Annotated in this window: 14 protein-coding genes and 2 pseudogenes; 8 read left to right on the top strand and 8 right to left on the bottom strand. The window is 71.4% G+C overall.

Going from position 1 to position 15,065, the window contains the following annotated elements:
* Positions 1-544, top strand: a pseudogene (locus tag A5624_RS17220) (mannose-6-phosphate isomerase, class I); the annotation flags it as partial.
* 28 nt (positions 545-572) lie between these two features.
* Here the strand turns inward: A5624_RS17220 and manA are convergent.
* The 4 genes and pseudogenes from manA to A5624_RS17200 all read right to left on the bottom strand — a co-directional run.
* Positions 573-1,337 (bottom strand): annotated as a pseudogene (manA, locus tag A5624_RS17215) (mannose-6-phosphate isomerase, class I); the annotation flags it as partial.
* 8 nt (positions 1,338-1,345) lie between these two features.
* Positions 1,346-2,458 carry a TobH protein gene (locus tag A5624_RS17210; protein WP_066868500.1) on the bottom strand — a complete coding sequence of 371 codons (1,113 nt, stop codon included), beginning with the start codon at positions 2,456-2,458 and terminating at the stop codon, positions 1,346-1,348.
* Complete coding sequence (locus tag A5624_RS17205) at positions 2,455-3,861, bottom strand: phosphomannomutase/phosphoglucomutase (protein WP_066868498.1); 1,407 nt, start codon at positions 3,859-3,861, stop codon at positions 2,455-2,457. The genes A5624_RS17210 and A5624_RS17205 overlap by 4 nt, the downstream gene beginning before the upstream one ends.
* 63 nt (positions 3,862-3,924) lie before the next feature.
* Positions 3,925-4,368, bottom strand: a complete 444-nt coding sequence (locus A5624_RS17200; protein ID WP_197497961.1) for a DUF3499 domain-containing protein — start codon at positions 4,366-4,368, stop codon at positions 3,925-3,927.
* Positions 4,369-4,556: 188 nt separating this feature from the next.
* Here A5624_RS17200 and A5624_RS17195 point away from each other — a divergent pair, with 188 nt between their 5' ends.
* A complete protein-coding gene (locus A5624_RS17195; protein WP_066868494.1) occupies positions 4,557-4,979 on the top strand; it encodes a metallopeptidase family protein in 423 nt (140 codons plus the stop codon).
* A 70-nt stretch (positions 4,980-5,049) separates the two neighbouring features.
* Here the strand turns inward: A5624_RS17195 and A5624_RS17190 are convergent, their stop codons facing one another.
* Positions 5,050-5,388: a WhiB family transcriptional regulator gene (locus A5624_RS17190; RefSeq protein ID WP_066868492.1), complete on the bottom strand. Its 339-nt coding sequence runs from the start codon at positions 5,386-5,388 to the stop codon at positions 5,050-5,052.
* A 390-nt stretch (positions 5,389-5,778) separates the two neighbouring features.
* On the opposite strand from A5624_RS17190, the gene cofD reads away from it, so the two are divergent.
* From cofD to A5624_RS17170, 4 genes are read left to right on the top strand one after another with little or no spacing between them, the layout of a single operon-like run.
* A complete protein-coding gene (cofD, locus tag A5624_RS17185) occupies positions 5,779-6,780 on the top strand; it encodes a 2-phospho-L-lactate transferase (RefSeq protein ID WP_066868489.1) in 1,002 nt (333 codons plus the stop codon).
* Complete coding sequence (locus tag A5624_RS17180) at positions 6,777-8,126, top strand: coenzyme F420-0:L-glutamate ligase (protein WP_066868488.1); 1,350 nt, start codon at positions 6,777-6,779, stop codon at positions 8,124-8,126. The genes cofD and A5624_RS17180 overlap by 4 nt, the downstream gene beginning before the upstream one ends.
* A gap of 28 nt (positions 8,127-8,154) precedes the next feature.
* Positions 8,155-9,741, top strand: coding sequence for a class I SAM-dependent methyltransferase (locus A5624_RS17175; protein WP_066868487.1), 1,587 nt, complete (start codon positions 8,155-8,157; stop codon positions 9,739-9,741).
* A complete protein-coding gene (locus A5624_RS17170) occupies positions 9,738-10,280 on the top strand; it encodes an NUDIX hydrolase (RefSeq protein WP_066868486.1) in 543 nt (180 codons plus the stop codon). The genes A5624_RS17175 and A5624_RS17170 overlap by 4 nt, the downstream gene beginning before the upstream one ends.
* A 62-nt stretch (positions 10,281-10,342) precedes the next feature.
* Here the strand turns inward: A5624_RS17170 and A5624_RS17165 are convergent, their stop codons facing one another.
* Genes A5624_RS17165 through rfbD form a run of 3 tightly spaced genes read right to left on the bottom strand, consistent with a single transcriptional unit; the run spans position 10,343 to position 13,233 of the window.
* Complete coding sequence (locus tag A5624_RS17165; protein ID WP_066868502.1) at positions 10,343-11,419, bottom strand: sugar phosphate nucleotidyltransferase; 1,077 nt, start codon at positions 11,417-11,419, stop codon at positions 10,343-10,345.
* A gap of 13 nt (positions 11,420-11,432) precedes the next feature.
* The gene (locus A5624_RS17160; RefSeq protein ID WP_156749061.1) at positions 11,433-12,356 is read right to left on the bottom strand and encodes a glycosyltransferase family 2 protein; all 924 of its coding nucleotides are present in this window, start codon (positions 12,354-12,356) and stop codon (positions 11,433-11,435) included.
* Positions 12,316-13,233, bottom strand: coding sequence for a dTDP-4-dehydrorhamnose reductase (gene rfbD / locus A5624_RS17155; protein WP_066868483.1), 918 nt, complete (start codon positions 13,231-13,233; stop codon positions 12,316-12,318). The genes A5624_RS17160 and rfbD overlap by 41 nt, the downstream gene beginning before the upstream one ends.
* 99 nt (positions 13,234-13,332) lie before the next feature.
* On the opposite strand from rfbD, the gene A5624_RS17150 reads away from it, so the two are divergent.
* Together A5624_RS17150 and A5624_RS17145 are read left to right on the top strand one after the other, a co-directional pair.
* Positions 13,333-14,805 (top strand): LCP family protein, encoded by a 1,473-nt coding sequence (locus A5624_RS17150; protein WP_066868482.1) that lies wholly within the window; start codon positions 13,333-13,335, stop codon positions 14,803-14,805.
* Positions 14,806-14,811: 6 nt separating this feature from the next.
* Positions 14,812-15,065: TIGR03089 family protein (locus A5624_RS17145; protein WP_255400045.1), on the top strand; the 254-nt coding region annotated here is incomplete at its 3' end.

The raw sequence follows: 15,065 nt of genomic DNA, 5'->3' as shown, positions 1-15,065 counted from the left end.
GCTGGGCGAGCGCTATCCCGGCGACGCCGGGGTGCTGGCGGCGCTGCTGCTGAACCGCATCACCCTGGCCCCGGGCGAGGCCATCTTCGTCTCCGCCGGCAACCTGCACACCTACCTGCGCGGTTTCGCGGTGGAGGTGATGGCCAACTCCGACAACGTGTTACGCGGCGGGCTGACCCCCAAGCACGTCGACGTGCCCGAGCTGCTGCGCGTGCTGGACTTCACGCCCACCACCGAGGAGCAGCTGCGCCCGCCCATCCGCCGCGAGGGCTTCGGCCTGATCTATGAGACGCCGACCGACGAGTTCGCCGTCGCCCTGTTGCAGCTCGACGACGAGTACGTCGGCCACGAGGTGGACGCGACGTGCAGCCACGACGGCCCGCAGATCCTGTTGTGCAGCCAGGGCTGCACAACGGTGCACGGCAAATCCGGCTCGCTGACACTGAAGCGGGGGATGGCCGCCTGGGTCGCGGCCGACGACGCCCCGATCCGGCTGGTCGCGCACCAACCCACCAAGTTGTTCAGGGCGACGGTGGGGTTGTGACCGGGGCCTAGGCCCGATCGTGGCGACCCGCCTCGCCCGGGGCCAGGGTGATGCGGTTCAGCAGCAGCGCCGCCAGCACCCCGGCGTCGCCGGGATAGCGCTCGCCCAGCTCGAGCACGGTCTTGGCCTCGGCGGCGAATTCGGTCGCCCCCGAACTGAGGTACGCGATCGCGCCGTCCAGCACGGCGGTCACCAGCACGTCGATGTCGGGTTGCGGCGCGGTGATCCACGTGGTGAATAGCGCGCGCAGGCCGTCGGCGTCGGACTGGTCGTTGAGCAGGTCGATGTAAGGGTCCAGGTCGGAGACGGCCAGCGCCCGCAACAGCTCGACGGTGCGCGAGGCCTGCCGGAAGCCGGCCAGCGCCTCGAACGGGTGCAGCGCCACCAGCAACTCGGGCTTGTGCGACGTGTCGCGGTAGTTGCGCACCGGTGAGGTCAGCGGAATGCCGACCCGCTCTTCGCGCATGTAGCCCTCGGCCGCCTGGGCGGCGCTGGGATGGGCCTGCAACGACAGCGGCTCGTCGGCGGCCAGCACTTTGACTAAAAACGGCAGCACATCGCCGAATCGGGCCCGCGACGCCGGCCCGAGCTGTCCCTCCGGGTCCTCGACCAGCGCCTCGAGCAACGTGATTTCGCCGTTGTCGGTCTCGAGCCAGGCCGGATCACCCGGGTGCGCCCCAAACCAGAGTTCGGCCTCGGGGTGCGCCGCCGGCACCGGTCGTTCGGTGAACTCGGCGATGGCGGTACGCGAACCCCAGGCGTACGTTCTCAAGGCCCCGCGAAGCAGTTCCACTGTTGTATCTATCCCCGCACCAGTCGCATATAAACCGCGGCCATTTCCAGTCGGACGGCCAATACTGCCAGTTGCTGCTCGGGACTACCGGGGCCCCCCAGCGCCGGCGAAACGCCGTAGCCGGCCGAGCCGCCGGGCCCGTCGGGCACATCCTCGGCGGCGAGCAGGTAGACGTTGTCCAGGCCGGCGGTGCGGGCGGCGACGCCCGGCTGCTCGGCCGCCAGGACGACGGCCAGTATTCGCAACCGCTGCGGCAGCGGTCCGTCGATCTCTTCGTCGTGAAAGAGCGCAGCGTCGGGATCGGTGAAGCCGTCCCCGGAACCAGCCGACGCCGCGGCGTGCAGGGCGACCAGCGCGTCGGCCAGCCCGGTGGCCGGCGTCACCTGGTTGGCGACCCGCAACAGCACCGAGCTGCCGTGCCGGGCCAGCGCCAGCGTCGCGGCGCCATCACCCGCCAGCGCGATCTGGCGCTCGGCGATCCGCGCGGCCAGCAGCTTGGCCGGGTTGGTGAACAGCTCCCGGGCGGCGCTGTTGCGCAGCGCCTCGGCGTCCAGCTCGTCGGCGAGCAAGCCCAGGTCGACGGTCGGTCGCGGGTCCAGGGCGTGCACCACCGCCAGGCCGGCGGCCAGATACCGGCACAGCCCGAACTCGTCGGGAACCCAGAGCCGGGGCGCCAGCACCGCCGCGCCCCCGGCGGTGGCGTCGCGCAGCGGGCCCTCGTACGGCGCCGCCACCACCACCCGGGCGCCGCGGCGCAGCCCGGTCGCGGCCGCGGCGGCCAGCGCCGGATCGCCGGGATCGCCGCCCGCGACGATCAGCACGTCGAGCGGGCCCACCCACGGCGGTGCCTCGCCGGCCAGCACGAAGGGCTGCGACGCCGCTCCGCCCAGCGTCGCGGCCAGCATCGTCCCGGCGCTCTCGGCCGTACCGCGGCCGGCCACCCAGATGACGCTGCGCGGGCGATCGTCGGCGCGCAGCGGGTCCAGCGCGCCCTCGTCGACCGCGGTGGCGATCGCGCGCGCCTGCGCACCCGCCGACGACGCTGCGCGCAGCAGGCCGTCGCGGTCGGCCGCCAGCAGGCCCTCGGTGTCCTCGAGATTGACCGCCCGGGTGGCGTTCACGGCGCGGCCTTCGCGCCCGACCCGTTGGCCGAGGCCGCGCTGATCTCGTTGCTGATCTGGGCGACCACCGCGGCCACGTCCTCGGCCGTGCGCGCCTCGACGTTGAGCCGCAGCAACGGCTCGGTGTTGGAGCTGCGCAGGTTGAACCAGCTGCCGTCGCCGAGGTCTGCCGTCACCCCGTCGACGTGATCGAGGGAGTGGATCCGGGTGCCGAATGACTTGAGCACCGCTTCGGTGCATCGCGCGGCGTCGGCCACCGTGAAGTTGATCTCGCCGGAGGATTCGTAGCGCTGGTAGTCCGCGGTCAGCTCCGACAGCGGGCGGTCCTGCTCGCCGAGGGCGGCGAGCACGTACAGCGCCGCCAGCATCCCGGAGTCGGCGCCCCAGAAGTCGCGGAAGTAGTAGTGCGCCGAATGTTCGCCGCCGAAGATCGCGCCGGTGTCGGCCATCAGCGCCTTGATATAGGAGTGCCCCACCCGGGACCGCAATGGCGTGCCGCCGCGCTCGGCGACCAGTTCGGGCACCGCGCGCGAGGTGATCACGTTGTGGATGATCGTCGCGCCGATCTCGCGGCCCAGCTCGCGGGCGGCCACCAGGCTGGTCACCGTCGACGGCGACACGGGGTTGCCCCGCTCGTCGACCACGAAGCAGCGATCGGCGTCTCCGTCGAACGCCAGCCCGATGTCGGCGCCGGTTTCGCGCACGAAGGCCTGCAAGTCGGTCAGGTTGGCCGGGTCGAGCGGGTTGGCCTCGTGATTGGGGAACGTGCCGTCCAGCTCGAAGTACAACGGCTGCAACGTGATCGAGCCGATCGGGCCCAGGACCGCGGGCGTGGTCAGGCCGGCCATGCCGTTGCCCGCGTCCACGGCCACCCGCAGCGGGCGCAGCCCGGCGGTGTCCACCAGCGACCGCAGGAACTGTCCGTAGTCGGCCAGCACGTCGCGATCGCTGACGGTGCCGGGGTCGCCGTCGTAGCCGTCGACGCCGGCGATCACGTCGTCGGCGATAAGCCGCAGTCCGGTGTCGGCACCGACCGGCTTCGCCCCCGCCCGGCACAGCTTGATGCCGTTGTAGGCCGCCGGGTTGTGGCTCGCGGTGAACATCGCGCCGGGGCAGTCCAGCAGCCCGGAGGCGAAGTAGAGCTGATCGGTGGATGCCAGGCCGATGCGCACCACGTCCAACCCCTGGCGTATCACGCCGTCGGCGAACGCGGCGGCCAGCGCGGGCGAGCTGTCCCGCATGTCGTGGCCGATCACGACCTGTCCGGCGCCCTCGGCGCGCATCAGTTTGGCGAAGGCTGCGCCGAGATCGGTGACGAGCGGCTGGTCGAGCTCTTCGCCGACCAGCCCACGCACGTCGTACGCCTTGACGACACGGTGGACTGTCGCGGCGGGCCGAGACATGCGGGACTCCTGACGACGTGAACTCTTGGCCGTCAGCCTATCGGGCCACGAACCAGAGGCTAGCTAGTCGCTGGGATCGGGCAGCACGCGCAGATGCCCGCGGCGCCGTCCGGACCGGTGCTCGGGCGGTGCGAGCACGCTGCTGCTGGGCGCGGTGGCCTGGGCGCCGCCGTGCTGGATGTGCGCATCGGCGAAGCCGTTCACCGGTGTCACGGCGTACGGCGCGGCGCGATTGCTTCCCTCGCGCACCGCGTCGGCGAGGGCGACAAGGTCGTCCTCATCGGGGTGGGCGGGCTCGGCGAGCAGCGGGCCGGCATGGCGCACCAACTCCCATCCGCGGGGGGCGGTGATCCGGCCGGCGTGGTTGACGCACAAGTCCCAGGAATGCGGTTCCCGCGCGGTCGCCAACGGACCGACGACTGCCGTCGAGTCCGAATAGACGAACGTCAGGGTCGCCACGGCGTAGTGCGGGCACCCGGGCCGGCAACAGCGACGGGGAACGTTCACGAGCGAAAGGCTATCGTGCGCAAACGCCCCCGAAGCGCCGGACACGCGCAACCGACCGGCCCTCGATGTGCAACCGTTACCATCGGCGCGTGGGCGATTCGCGCAGCTCCCCGCGAAGAGATCGGTTTTACGACGGATCGGTGCCGCGCCGAGCCGCGACCCATCGACCCTTTCGCCGCGGGCGCGATATGCGCGGCCCGCTGTTGCCGCCGACCGTGCCGGGCTGGCGCAGCCGCGCCGAGCGGTTCGACATGGCGGTGCTGGAGGCCTACGAACCCATCGAGCGGAGCTGGGCCGACCGGCTGGGCGAACTGGACGTGGCGGTCGACGAGATTCCGCGCATCTCGGCCAAGGATCCCGACAGTGTGCAGTGGCCACCCGAGGTGATCGCCGACGGGCCGATCCCGCTGGCGCGCTTGATCCCGGCCGGCGTCGACATCCGCGGTAACTCCACGCGGGCGCGAATTGTGTTGTTCCGCAAGCCGATTGAACGACGGGCGAAGGACACCGTCGAACTCGGCGACTTGCTGCACGAAATCCTGGTGGCCCAGGTCGCCATTTATCTCGACGTTGAGCCGTCGGTCATCGATCCGACAATCGACGACGAATAACTTTTCCGCTGCGCGTCGCGCGTGGAGCGCTGGAGGCTTAACGCTCAGCGCGCGTTGCAATCAGCGTGCGTCAGATTATGCCGCGCTTGAGGCGGCGGCGCTCGCGTTCGGACAAACCGCCCCAGATGCCGAAGCGCTCGTCGTGCTCGAGGGCGTACTCGAGGCACTCATGACGCACCTCGCACCCCAGGCAGATCTTCTTGGCCTCGCGGGTGGAACCACCCTTTTCGGGGAAGAACGCCTCGGGGTCGGTCTGGGCGCACAGCGCCCGGTCCTGCCACTGATCGGCGGCCGGCTCGGGCATGGGCTCGGGCTCGAAAGCGATTGGGGCATCAGGGACCACGGTCAAATGGGGCCGAGCGGGGCGGTCCAGTGCCGGGTCGATGTCAGTGTGCGGCGTGCTCGCCATGGCGCCTCGAAAAGTTTCGTAAGACATACGGTCGTCCGCCTCCTCAGCTTGATTGGAGAGAGAGTGATTGGTTTCCCACTGTTCTGATGTACAGACAATTCGAACAAGTGATCGAATCTCGGTCTGCGACACCGGAGTCGGCCGGCCAACCGGGAAATGACACTGTTGTGATTAGACACGGGTTGATCTGCCGGGTCAAGCACTTCGGCGCATTTCCATACCATCTCGTGATCGAATTTCGGCGTTTCTGTTGTCTTGCGCCTTCGGCGTGTCGATCACACAGCCCTCAACTTTCCCACACGTTGCCCACAAGCGCTGGGGAACCGCAACTTTGAGGCAGCCCCGACGGGCCCGCCACGGCACGCTCGCCGGGCAGTACTGTCGTGCAATGTGAAGGTCACCGTTCTGGTCGGTGGGGTTGGCGGCGCCCGCTTCCTGCTGGGGGTTCAACAGCTGTTCGGGCTCGGTCAGTTTCAAACGCAACGGCGTCCGGACACGGAACCCGGCAGTCACGAGCTGACGGCGATCGTCAACATTGGCGATGACGCCTGGATCCACGGACTGCGGGTCTGCCCCGATTTGGACACCTGCATGTACACCTTAGGTGGAGGTGTAGATCCGGAGCGAGGGTGGGGTCACCGCGACGAAACCTGGCACGCCAAAGAGGAATTGGCGCGCTACGGGGTGCAGCCGGACTGGTTCGGACTCGGCGATCGGGACCTGGGCACCCACCTGGTGCGCACTCAGATGCTCAATGCCGGCTATCCCCTCTCGCAGATCACCACCGCGCTGTGCGACCGCTGGCAGCCCGGCGCGCGGCTGCTGCCCGCCAGTGACGACCGCTGCGAGACCCACGTGGTGATAACCGATCCCGACGACGGCAGCCGGCGGGCCATCCACTTCCAGGAGTGGTGGGTGCGCTACCGGGCCCAGGTGCCCACCCACAGCTTCGCGTTCGTCGGCGCCGAAAAGGCGACCGCCACAACCGATGCCACGGCGGCCATCGCGGACGCCGACGTCATCCTGCTGGCGCCGTCCAACCCGGTGGTGAGCGTCGGCGCCATCCTGGCGGTGCCCGGCATCCGCGGCGCGTTGCGCGCGGCGCGCGCCCCGATCGTCGGCTACTCGCCAATCATCGGTGGAAAGCCGTTGCGCGGCATGGCCGATGCCTGCCTGTCGGTGATTGGGGTCGAGTCCACCGCCGAGGCGGTCGGCCGCCACTACGGCGCCCGGCGCGACACCGGCATCCTGGACGGCTGGCTAGTGAGCGAGGACGATCGCGCCGACATCGACGGCGTGGCGGTGCGCTCGGTGCCGCTGGTGATGACCGATCCCAAGGCGACCGCCGAGATGGTCCGCGCCGGACTGGACCTGGCGGGGGTGAGCCCGTGACGCGCGCCGGCGAGCACGGCGCCGCCGCCGCGATCGAAATCCTGCCCGTGGCCGGGCTGCCCGAATTCCGGCCCGGCGACGATCTGGGCGCGGCGCTGGCCGCCGCCGCGCCGTGGCTGCGCGACGGCGACGTCGTGGTGGTCACCAGCAAGGTGGTGTCCAAGTGCGAGGGCCGGCTAGTGCCGGCGCCGCGCGATCCCGAGGAGCGCGACCGACTGCGGCGCAAGCTGGTCGACGACGAGGCCGTCCGGGTGCTGGCCCGCAAGGGCCGGACCCTGATCACCGAGAACCGGATCGGCCTGGTGCAGGCCGCCGCGGGCGTGGACGGGTCCAACGTCGGGCGCGACGAACTGGCGCTGCTGCCGGTCGACCCCGACGGCAGCGCCGCGGCGCTGCGCGCGGCGCTGCGCGAGCGGCTGGGGGTCGAGGTCGCCGTCGTCATCACCGACACGATGGGGCGCGCCTGGCGCAACGGCCAGACCGACGCGGCGGTGGGCGCGGCGGGTCTGGCTGTGCTGCACGGCTATTCGGGGGCCGTCGACCAGCACGGCAACGAGCTACTGGTCACCGAGGTGGCGATCGCCGACGAGATCGCCGCGGCCGCCGACCTGGTCAAGGGCAAACTGACCGCGATGCCGGTCGCGGTGGTGCGCGGGCTGTCCGTGACCGACGACGGGTCGACGGCGCGGCGGCTGTTGCGGCCGGGCACCGAGGACCTGTTCTGGCTCGGCACCGCCGAGGCCCTCGACATGGGCCGGCGCGAGGCGCAGCTGCTGCGCCGGTCGGTGCGCCGGTTCAGCGCCGAGCCGGTGCCCGCCGACCTGCTGGAGGCCGCCGTCGCCGAGGCGCTGACCGCGCCGGCGCCCCACCACACCCGCCCGGTGCGGTTCGTCTGGCTGCGGACCCCGGCCACCCGGACCCGGCTGCTGGACCGCATGAAGGACAAGTGGCGCGCCGACCTCGCCGGTGACGGCCGGCCCGCCGACTCGATCGACCGCCGGGTGGCGCGCGGCCAGATCCTCTACGACGCGCCCGAGGTCGTCATCCCGTTCCTGGTGCCCGACGGCGCCCACTCCTACCCCGACGCCGCGCGCACCGCCGCCGAGCACACCATGTTCACCGTGGCGGTCGGTGCGGCAGTGCAGGCCCTGCTGGTCGCGCTGGCGGTGCGCGGGGTGGGCAGCTGCTGGATCGGCTCGACGATCTTCGCCGCCGACCTGGTGCGCGCCGAGCTCGACCTGCCCGCCGACTGGGAGCCGTTGGGCGCCATCGCCATCGGTTACGCCGCCGAACCGGCCGGGCCGCGCGATCCGGCGGACACCGGTGATCTGCTGATCCGCAAGTGATGCCGGATTTTCGAAAGATACTGAGCCCATGACGTTCGCGGGCAAGGCGGCGGCCACGGCCGACAAGCTCCGCGGCGGCTACTACACCCCCGCGCCGGTGGCCCGCTTCCTGGCCGGCTGGGTCCGCGAGGCCGGGCCCAGGATCGTCGAGCCCTCCTGCGGTGACGGCGCCATCCTGCGCGAGCTGGCCGGCCTGAGCGACGAGGTCCGCGGTGTGGAGCTGATCGCGGGTGAGGCGGCCAAGTCGCGCCGGTTCGCTCCCGTCGACAACGCGAGCCTGTTCGGCTGGCTCGCCACCGCCGAACCCGGCGGCTGGGACGGCGTCGCCGGCAACCCGCCCTACGTCCGATTCGGCAACTGGCCCGCTCCGCAGCGCGATCCGGCGCTGGAGGTGATGCGGCGCGAGGGCCTGCGCCCCACCCGGCTGACCAACGCCTGGGTTCCGTTCGTGGTGGCGAGCACCGTGCTGGTGCGCGACGGCGGGCGGGTGGGTCTGGTGCTGCCGGCCGAGCTGCTCCAGGTCACCTACGCCGCACAGTTGCGCGAGTTCCTGCTGAGCCGATTCCGCGAGATCACCCTGCTGACCTTCGAGCGCCTGGTGTTCGACGGCATCCTGCAGGAGGTCGTGCTGTTCTGCGGCGTGGTGGGCCCCGGCCCCGCCCGCATCCGCACCGTGCACCTGCGAGACGCCGACGCGCTGGCGCGCGCGGACCTGGACGCCGAATGGGCGCCCGCGCTGCTGCACGAAAACGAGAAGTGGACCAAGTACTTTCTGGACCCCGCCGCGATCGGGCTGCTGCGCGAGCTGAAGGGTTCCGGCGCCCTGTCGAAGCTCGGCTCTTTCGCCGAGGTGGACGTCGGCATCGTGACCGGGCGCAACGCCTTCTTCACGTTCACCGACGCCCGGGCCGGGGAGCTGGGGTTGCGGCCACACTGCGTCCCGCTCGTTTCGCGCAGCGCCCAGCTGTCCGGGCTGATCTATGACACCGATTGCCGGACAAGCGATGTCGCCGCCGGGCACCGCAGCTGGCTGCTCAACGCGCCGCCCGAGCCGGCCGACGCCGCGCTGAGCGCCCACATCCGGGCCGGCGAGGCCGCCGGGGTGCACCGCGGCTACAAGTGCTCGATCCGCAAGCCCTGGTGGCGCACGCCGTCGCCGTGGCAGCCCGACCTGTTCCTGCTGCGCCAGATCCACCGGGCGCCGCGGCTGACCGTCAACGCCGCGGCGGCCACGAGCACCGATACCGTGCACCGGGTGCGCCTGACCGCCGGCTCCGATGTCCCCGTCGATCCGGCCGCGCTGGCCGCGGTGTTCCACAACAGCGCGACGTTCGCGTTCGCCGAGATCCTCGGCCGCAGCTATGGCGGGGGCGTTTTGGAGCTCGAGCCCCGCGAGGCCGAGCAGCTGCCCATTCCGCCGCCGGCGCTCGCCGATGCCGGGCTGGCCTGCGACGTGGACCTGTTGCTGAAGGCCAACGAGATCGACAAGGCGCTCGACGTCGTCGACCGGCGCGTGCTGATCGACGGCCTGGGCCTGCCGGCCGAGGTGGTGGCCGGCTGCCGTGCGGCGTGGGCGTCGCTGCGGGACAGGCGCAATCGGCGGGGGTCGCGATGAGCGTCCGGGAGTCGGCGATCGCGATGCTGTCCGGCTGGGATCCCCCGGACGCGGCCCAGGACTCGGTGCGGCACGCCGTGCTGGCCTTCGTGCACGCCCGCAGCGATGCCTGCCGCCGCGAGTGCGTGCCCGGCCACGTCACCGCGTCGGCGCTGGTGCTCGACCACTCCGGCGATCGGGTGCTGCTGACCCTGCATCGCCGCCTGGGCCGGTGGGTGCAGCTGGGTGGTCACTGCGACGACGGCGACGCCGACATCGTCGCCGCGGCGCTGCGCGAGGCCACCGAGGAGTCCGGTATCGACGGGCTGCGGATGCCACCGCGGCTGGCCGCGGTGCACGTGCATCCGGTGGTCTGCTCGCTGGGGGTGCCGACCCGCCATCTGGATCTGCAGTTCGTCGCGCACGCGCCGGCGGGGGCGCGGATCGCGATCAGCGACGAGTCCGACGATCTGAGGTGGTGGCCCGTCGACGCCCTGCCGGACGGAACGGATTACGCGCTGGCGTATTTGGTCGAGCGGGCCCAGGCCCGCCGAGTGTGAAGTTAGTTTCACGCTGACCGCCGAGTGTGAAGTTAACTTCACATTCAGCAGATCAAGCCCGGCTATACGTCGGACGAGTAGCGGATCCCGCCGTCGGGAATCGAGACACCCGGCCACACCCGGGCGCCGCGCAACAGCTCGCAGCGCGCCCCGATGTCGGCGCCGTCGCCGATCACCCCGTCGCGGATCAGCGCCCGGGGACCGATGCGGGCGCCGAAGCCGATGATCGAGCGCTCGATCACGCTGCCCGCCTCGACCTTTACGCCGTCGAAGATCACCGCGCCGTCCAGCCGCACGCCGGGGCCGATCTCGGCGCCGCGCCCGACGACCGTCCCGCCGACCAGCACCGCGCCCGGCGACACCGCCGCGCCGTCGTGCACCAACTGCTCGCCGCGGTGGCCGTGCAGGGCCGGCGAGGGCGCGATGCCGCGCACCAAATCGGCCGAGCCACGGACGAAGTCCTCCGGGGTGCCCATGTCGCGCCAGTAGCTGGCGTCGACGTAGCCGCAGACCTTGACGTCGGGATCCGACAGCAGCGCGGGAAACACCTCGCGTTCCACCGACACCTCACGGCCGCGCGGGATCCGGTCGATCACCGCGCGCGAGAAGACGTAGCAGCCGGCGTTGATCTGGTCAGTCGGCGGATCCTGGGTCTTCTCCAGGAACGCGGTCACCCGGCCCTCCTCGGTGGTCACGCAGCCGAACGCCCGCGGGTCGCCGACGCGGACCAGGTGCAGGGTGACGTCGGATTCCTGCGCGGAGTGGAAGTCGAGCATCTGACCCAGGTCGGCCCCGGAGAGCACGTCGCCGTTGAACACCATCACCGTGTCGTGCCGCAGATGCCCTGCGACGTTGGCGATTCCGCCGCCGGTGCCCAGCGGCCGCTCCTCGGTGACGTACTCGATCTGCAGGCCGAGCTTGGACCCGTCGCCGAACTCCGCCTCGAACACCGCCGCCTGATACGACGTGCTGAGGATGACGTGCTCGATGCCCGCCGCGGCGACCCGCGACAGCAGATGGGTCAGGAACGGCAATCCGGCGGTGGGCAGCATCGGCTTGGGCGCCGACAACGTCAGCGGCCGCAGCCGGGTGCCCTTGCCCCCGACCAGGATCACCACATCGACTTGCGGACCCCCCACCAGATCAGCCACCTCAGTGTCGCCCTTCTAGGAGTTTCTGCCGCCCGGCCGCGCGCAGCGCGCTGCGCACCATCAGGCGCGACCGCACCGCCAGCGAGGCGCGCAGCGTCCAGCGCAGCGGAGCGCGCAACCAGCCGGAATGCCGGTCGGCGAGAAAGAGATACGTGCTCTTGTGGTGCGCGGCCAGGTGGTTGGCCGGGTCCCCGCCGGTGGAGTGGCCCTTGTGGTGCAGCACCTCGGCCGACGGCACGTAGACGGAAAGCCAGCCGGCCTTGCCCAGCCGGTCGCCCAGGTCGACATCCTCCATGTACATGAAGTAGCGCTCGTCGAACCCGCCGATCTGGCCGAACGCCGACCGGCGCACCAGCAGGCACGAGCCCGACAGCCAGCCCACCGGCCGCTCGCTGGGCTCGAGGCGCTCCTGGCGGTAGGCCGCCGACCACGGATTGGTCTTCCAGAACGGCCCGACGACGGCGTGCATGCCGCCGCGGATCAGGCTGGGCAGGTGGCGCGCCGACGGGTACACCGACCCGTCGGGATCGCGGACCAGCGGCCCCAGCGCGCCGGCGCGCGGCCAGCGCGCCGCGGCGTCGAGCAGCGCGTCGATGCTGCCCGGTCCCCACTGCACGTCGGGGTTGGCGACGATAACCCAGTCGCCGTCGCGGTCCAGCTGCGCGACGGCCCGATTCACCGCGGTCCCGTAGCCGAGGTTGGCGCCGGTGTGGAACAGCCGCACGTTGGGGTAGCGATCGACGGCCGCCTGCGGGGTGCCGTCGGTGGAGCCGTTGTCGGCCAGCAGCACGCACACCTCGCGCTCGGTGGCCAGCGACAGCGAGGCCAGGAAGCGCTCCAGGTGTGGGCCCGGTGAGTAGGTCACCGTCACGACCGGCAGGACGTCAGTCACGCGTAGAGGGTACCGGCCGCTCGGCCGCGCCATCGCCGGCTGCGTTGGTTTCGGCGGCGGCCAGCGCCGCGGCAAGCGCGGGGCGCCAGGGCCGCAGCGGCCGCAGGCCCGCCGCGACGGATTGACCGCTGCCCAGCGCCGAGTAGGCCGGCCGGGGGGCCGGCCGGGGAAAGCGGTCGGTGGAGACCGGTCGCACCCGCGCCGGGTCGGCGCCGCATTCCTCGAAGACCGCGCGGGCCTGCTCGAACCGCGAGCAGGCGCCCTCGTTGGCGGCGTGCAGGATCGGGCCCGGCACGCGATCGTCGACGATCTGCAACAGCGCGGCGGCCAGGTCGCCGACGTAGGTCGGCGAGCCGGTCTGGTCGTCGACCACGTCGACCGGGCCGTCGCCGGCGGCCAGGCGGCGCATCACCGCGACGAAGTCCTTGCCGGTGCCGCCGGTGTAGACCCAGGCGGTGCGGACGACGACCGCCTCGGGCAGCGCCGCGAGCACGGCCCGCTCCCCCGCGACCTTGCTGCGGGCGTAGACGCTTTGCGGCGCGGTCTGATCGGTGGGCTCGTACGGCCGGGGCGCGGCACCGCCGAAATCCCCGTTGAACACGTAGTCGGTGGAGACGTGGATCAGCCGGGCGCCTGCCTTCGCGCAGGCCGCGGCTATGTGGCCGGGGCCGGTCTCGTTGACCGCGAACGCGCCGGCCTCGTCGCTCTCGGCGCCGTCGACGTCGGTGTAGGCCGCGCAGTTGATGACGACGTCGCCGCGCTGCACGATCCGTTGCGCGGCGGCGGGATCGGTGATGTCCCACTGCGACGACGTCAGCGCCAGCGCGTCGCGGCCCTGAGTCGCCGCCAACGAGGTCAAATAGCCGCCCAGCTGCCCACCGGCGCCGGCAATCACGATCCTGGCTGACATGGTTTTCAGTTTGGCATGGCCCGAAACGCCGGGACGAAGGCCGGGGCGCGCGGGCGCCGGCTACCCGTGAAGCTCCTGTGTCGCAAGTAATGTAGTGGGATGCCTGTGCAACGTGTGGTTCGTGTGATTGCCACCGCGCTGACGCTCGCGGTCGTCCTCGGCACCGGGATCGCGTGGACCAATGTGCGGTCCTTCGAAGACGGCATCTTTCACATGTCCGCGCCCTCGCTGGGCAAGGGCGGCGACGACGGCGCGATCGACATCCTGCTGGTCGGCCTCGACAGCCGCACCGACGCGCACGGCAACCCGTTGACCCAGGAGGAGCTGGACACGCTCAAGGCCGGCGACGAGGAAGCCACCAACACCGACACGATCATCCTGATCCGCATCCCTAACAACGGGAAGTCGGCCACCGCGATCTCGATCCCGCGCGACTCCTACGTCGCCGCCCCGGGCCTGGGCAAGACCAAGATCAACGGCGTCTACGGCCAGACCCGGGAGGCCAAGCGCGCCGCGCTGGTCAGGGCCGGCGACTCCGCCGCCGACGCGGCCGCCCAGGGCACCGAGGCCGGCCGCGAGGCGCTGATCAAGACCGTCGCCGACCTCACCGGCGTCACCGTCGACCACTACGCCGAGATCGGCCTGCTGGGCTTCTCGCTGATCACCGACGCCCTCGGCGGCGTCGACGTCTGCCTCAAAGAGCCGGTGTTCGAACCGCTTTCGGGCGCCGACTTCCCCGCCGGCCCGCAACGACTCAGCGGCCCCGAAGCGCTCAGCTTCGTGCGTCAGCGCCACGAGCTGCCGCGCGGCGACCTGGACCGGGTGGTGCGCCAGCAGGTGGTGATGGCCTCGCTGGCCCACCGGGTCATCTCCGGGCAGACGCTGTCCAGCCCCAGCACGGTCAAGCGGCTGGAGGCTGCCGTCCAGCGCTCGGTGGTGATCTCCGCCGGTTGGGACGTCATGGATTTCGTGCAGCAGATGCAGAAGCTGGCCGGCGGCAACGTCGCATTCGCCACCATCCCGGTGCTCGACGGCGCCGGCTGGAGCGACGACGGCATGCAGAGCGTGGTGCGCCTGGACCCGCATCAGGTCGCCGACTGGGTCGGCGGCCTGCTGCACGAGCAGGAACAGGGCAAGACCGAGGAGATCGCCTACACCCCGGCCAAGACCACCGCCAGCGTCGTCAATGACACCGACATCAACGGCTTGGCCGCGGCGGTGTCCGACGTGTTGAGCGCCAAGGGTTTTGCACCCGGAACGGTGGGCAACAACGACGGCGGGCACGTCAAGACCAGCCAGGTGCGCGCCGCCAAGAGCGACGACCTGGGGGCCAAGGAGATCTCCAAGGAACTGGGTGGGCTGCCGGTGGTCGCCGACACCTCGCTGGCGCCGGGCGCGGTGCGGGTGGTGCTGGCCAACGACTACAGCGGTCCGGGCTCGGGCCTGTCCGGCGACGCGACGATCATGCCCGCCAAGGTGTCGACCGCCGGTGCGGTGACGACCGACGCAGGAGTTCCGGCGCCATCGCCGATCCTGACCGCCGGCTCCGACAAGCCCGAGTGCATAAACTGACGACCTGTGCCGCAATCGATCACGCTGAGCGGGGCCATCCTCGATCCGCTGCTGCGGGCCGATCCGGTGGGACCGCGCATCACCTACTACGACGACGCCACCGGCGAGCGCATCGAACTGTCCGGCGTGACGCTGGCCAACTGGGCCGCCAAGACGGCCAACCTGCTGCGCGACGAGCTGGGCGCCGGGCCGGCCAGCACCGCCTCGGCGCCGATCCACCACACCCCGAACAGCACCGCCGCCGTCTGCCAGTGCGCGGG

Source organism: Mycobacterium sp. 1482292.6, from assembly GCF_001672995.1.
Classification (GTDB): Bacteria; Actinomycetota; Actinomycetes; order Mycobacteriales; family Mycobacteriaceae; genus Mycobacterium; species Mycobacterium europaeum_A.
Note: the sequence above shows the minus strand (reverse complement) of the source record. Positions and strands in the feature narration are given on the sequence as shown.

Excerpts from the sequence above, each read along its gene's own strand:
- A5624_RS17205 (WP_066868498.1), bottom strand. The coding sequence starts at position 3,861 with ATGTCTCGGCCCGCCGCGACAGTCCACCGTGTCGTCAAGGCGTACGAC.
- A5624_RS17195 (WP_066868494.1), top strand. The coding sequence starts at position 4,557 with ATGCGCGGCCCGCTGTTGCCGCCGACCGTGCCGGGCTGGCGCAGCCGC.
- A5624_RS17190 (WP_066868492.1), bottom strand. The coding sequence starts at position 5,388 with ATGGCGAGCACGCCGCACACTGACATCGACCCGGCACTGGACCGCCCC.
- A5624_RS17175 (WP_066868487.1), top strand. The coding sequence starts at position 8,155 with ATGACGTTCGCGGGCAAGGCGGCGGCCACGGCCGACAAGCTCCGCGGC.
- A5624_RS17170 (WP_066868486.1), top strand. The coding sequence starts at position 9,738 with ATGAGCGTCCGGGAGTCGGCGATCGCGATGCTGTCCGGCTGGGATCCC.
- A5624_RS17160 (WP_156749061.1), bottom strand. The coding sequence starts at position 12,356 with ATGGCGCGGCCGAGCGGCCGGTACCCTCTACGCGTGACTGACGTCCTG.
- rfbD (WP_066868483.1), bottom strand. The coding sequence starts at position 13,233 with ATGTCAGCCAGGATCGTGATTGCCGGCGCCGGTGGGCAGCTGGGCGGC.
- A5624_RS17150 (WP_066868482.1), top strand. The coding sequence starts at position 13,333 with ATGCCTGTGCAACGTGTGGTTCGTGTGATTGCCACCGCGCTGACGCTC.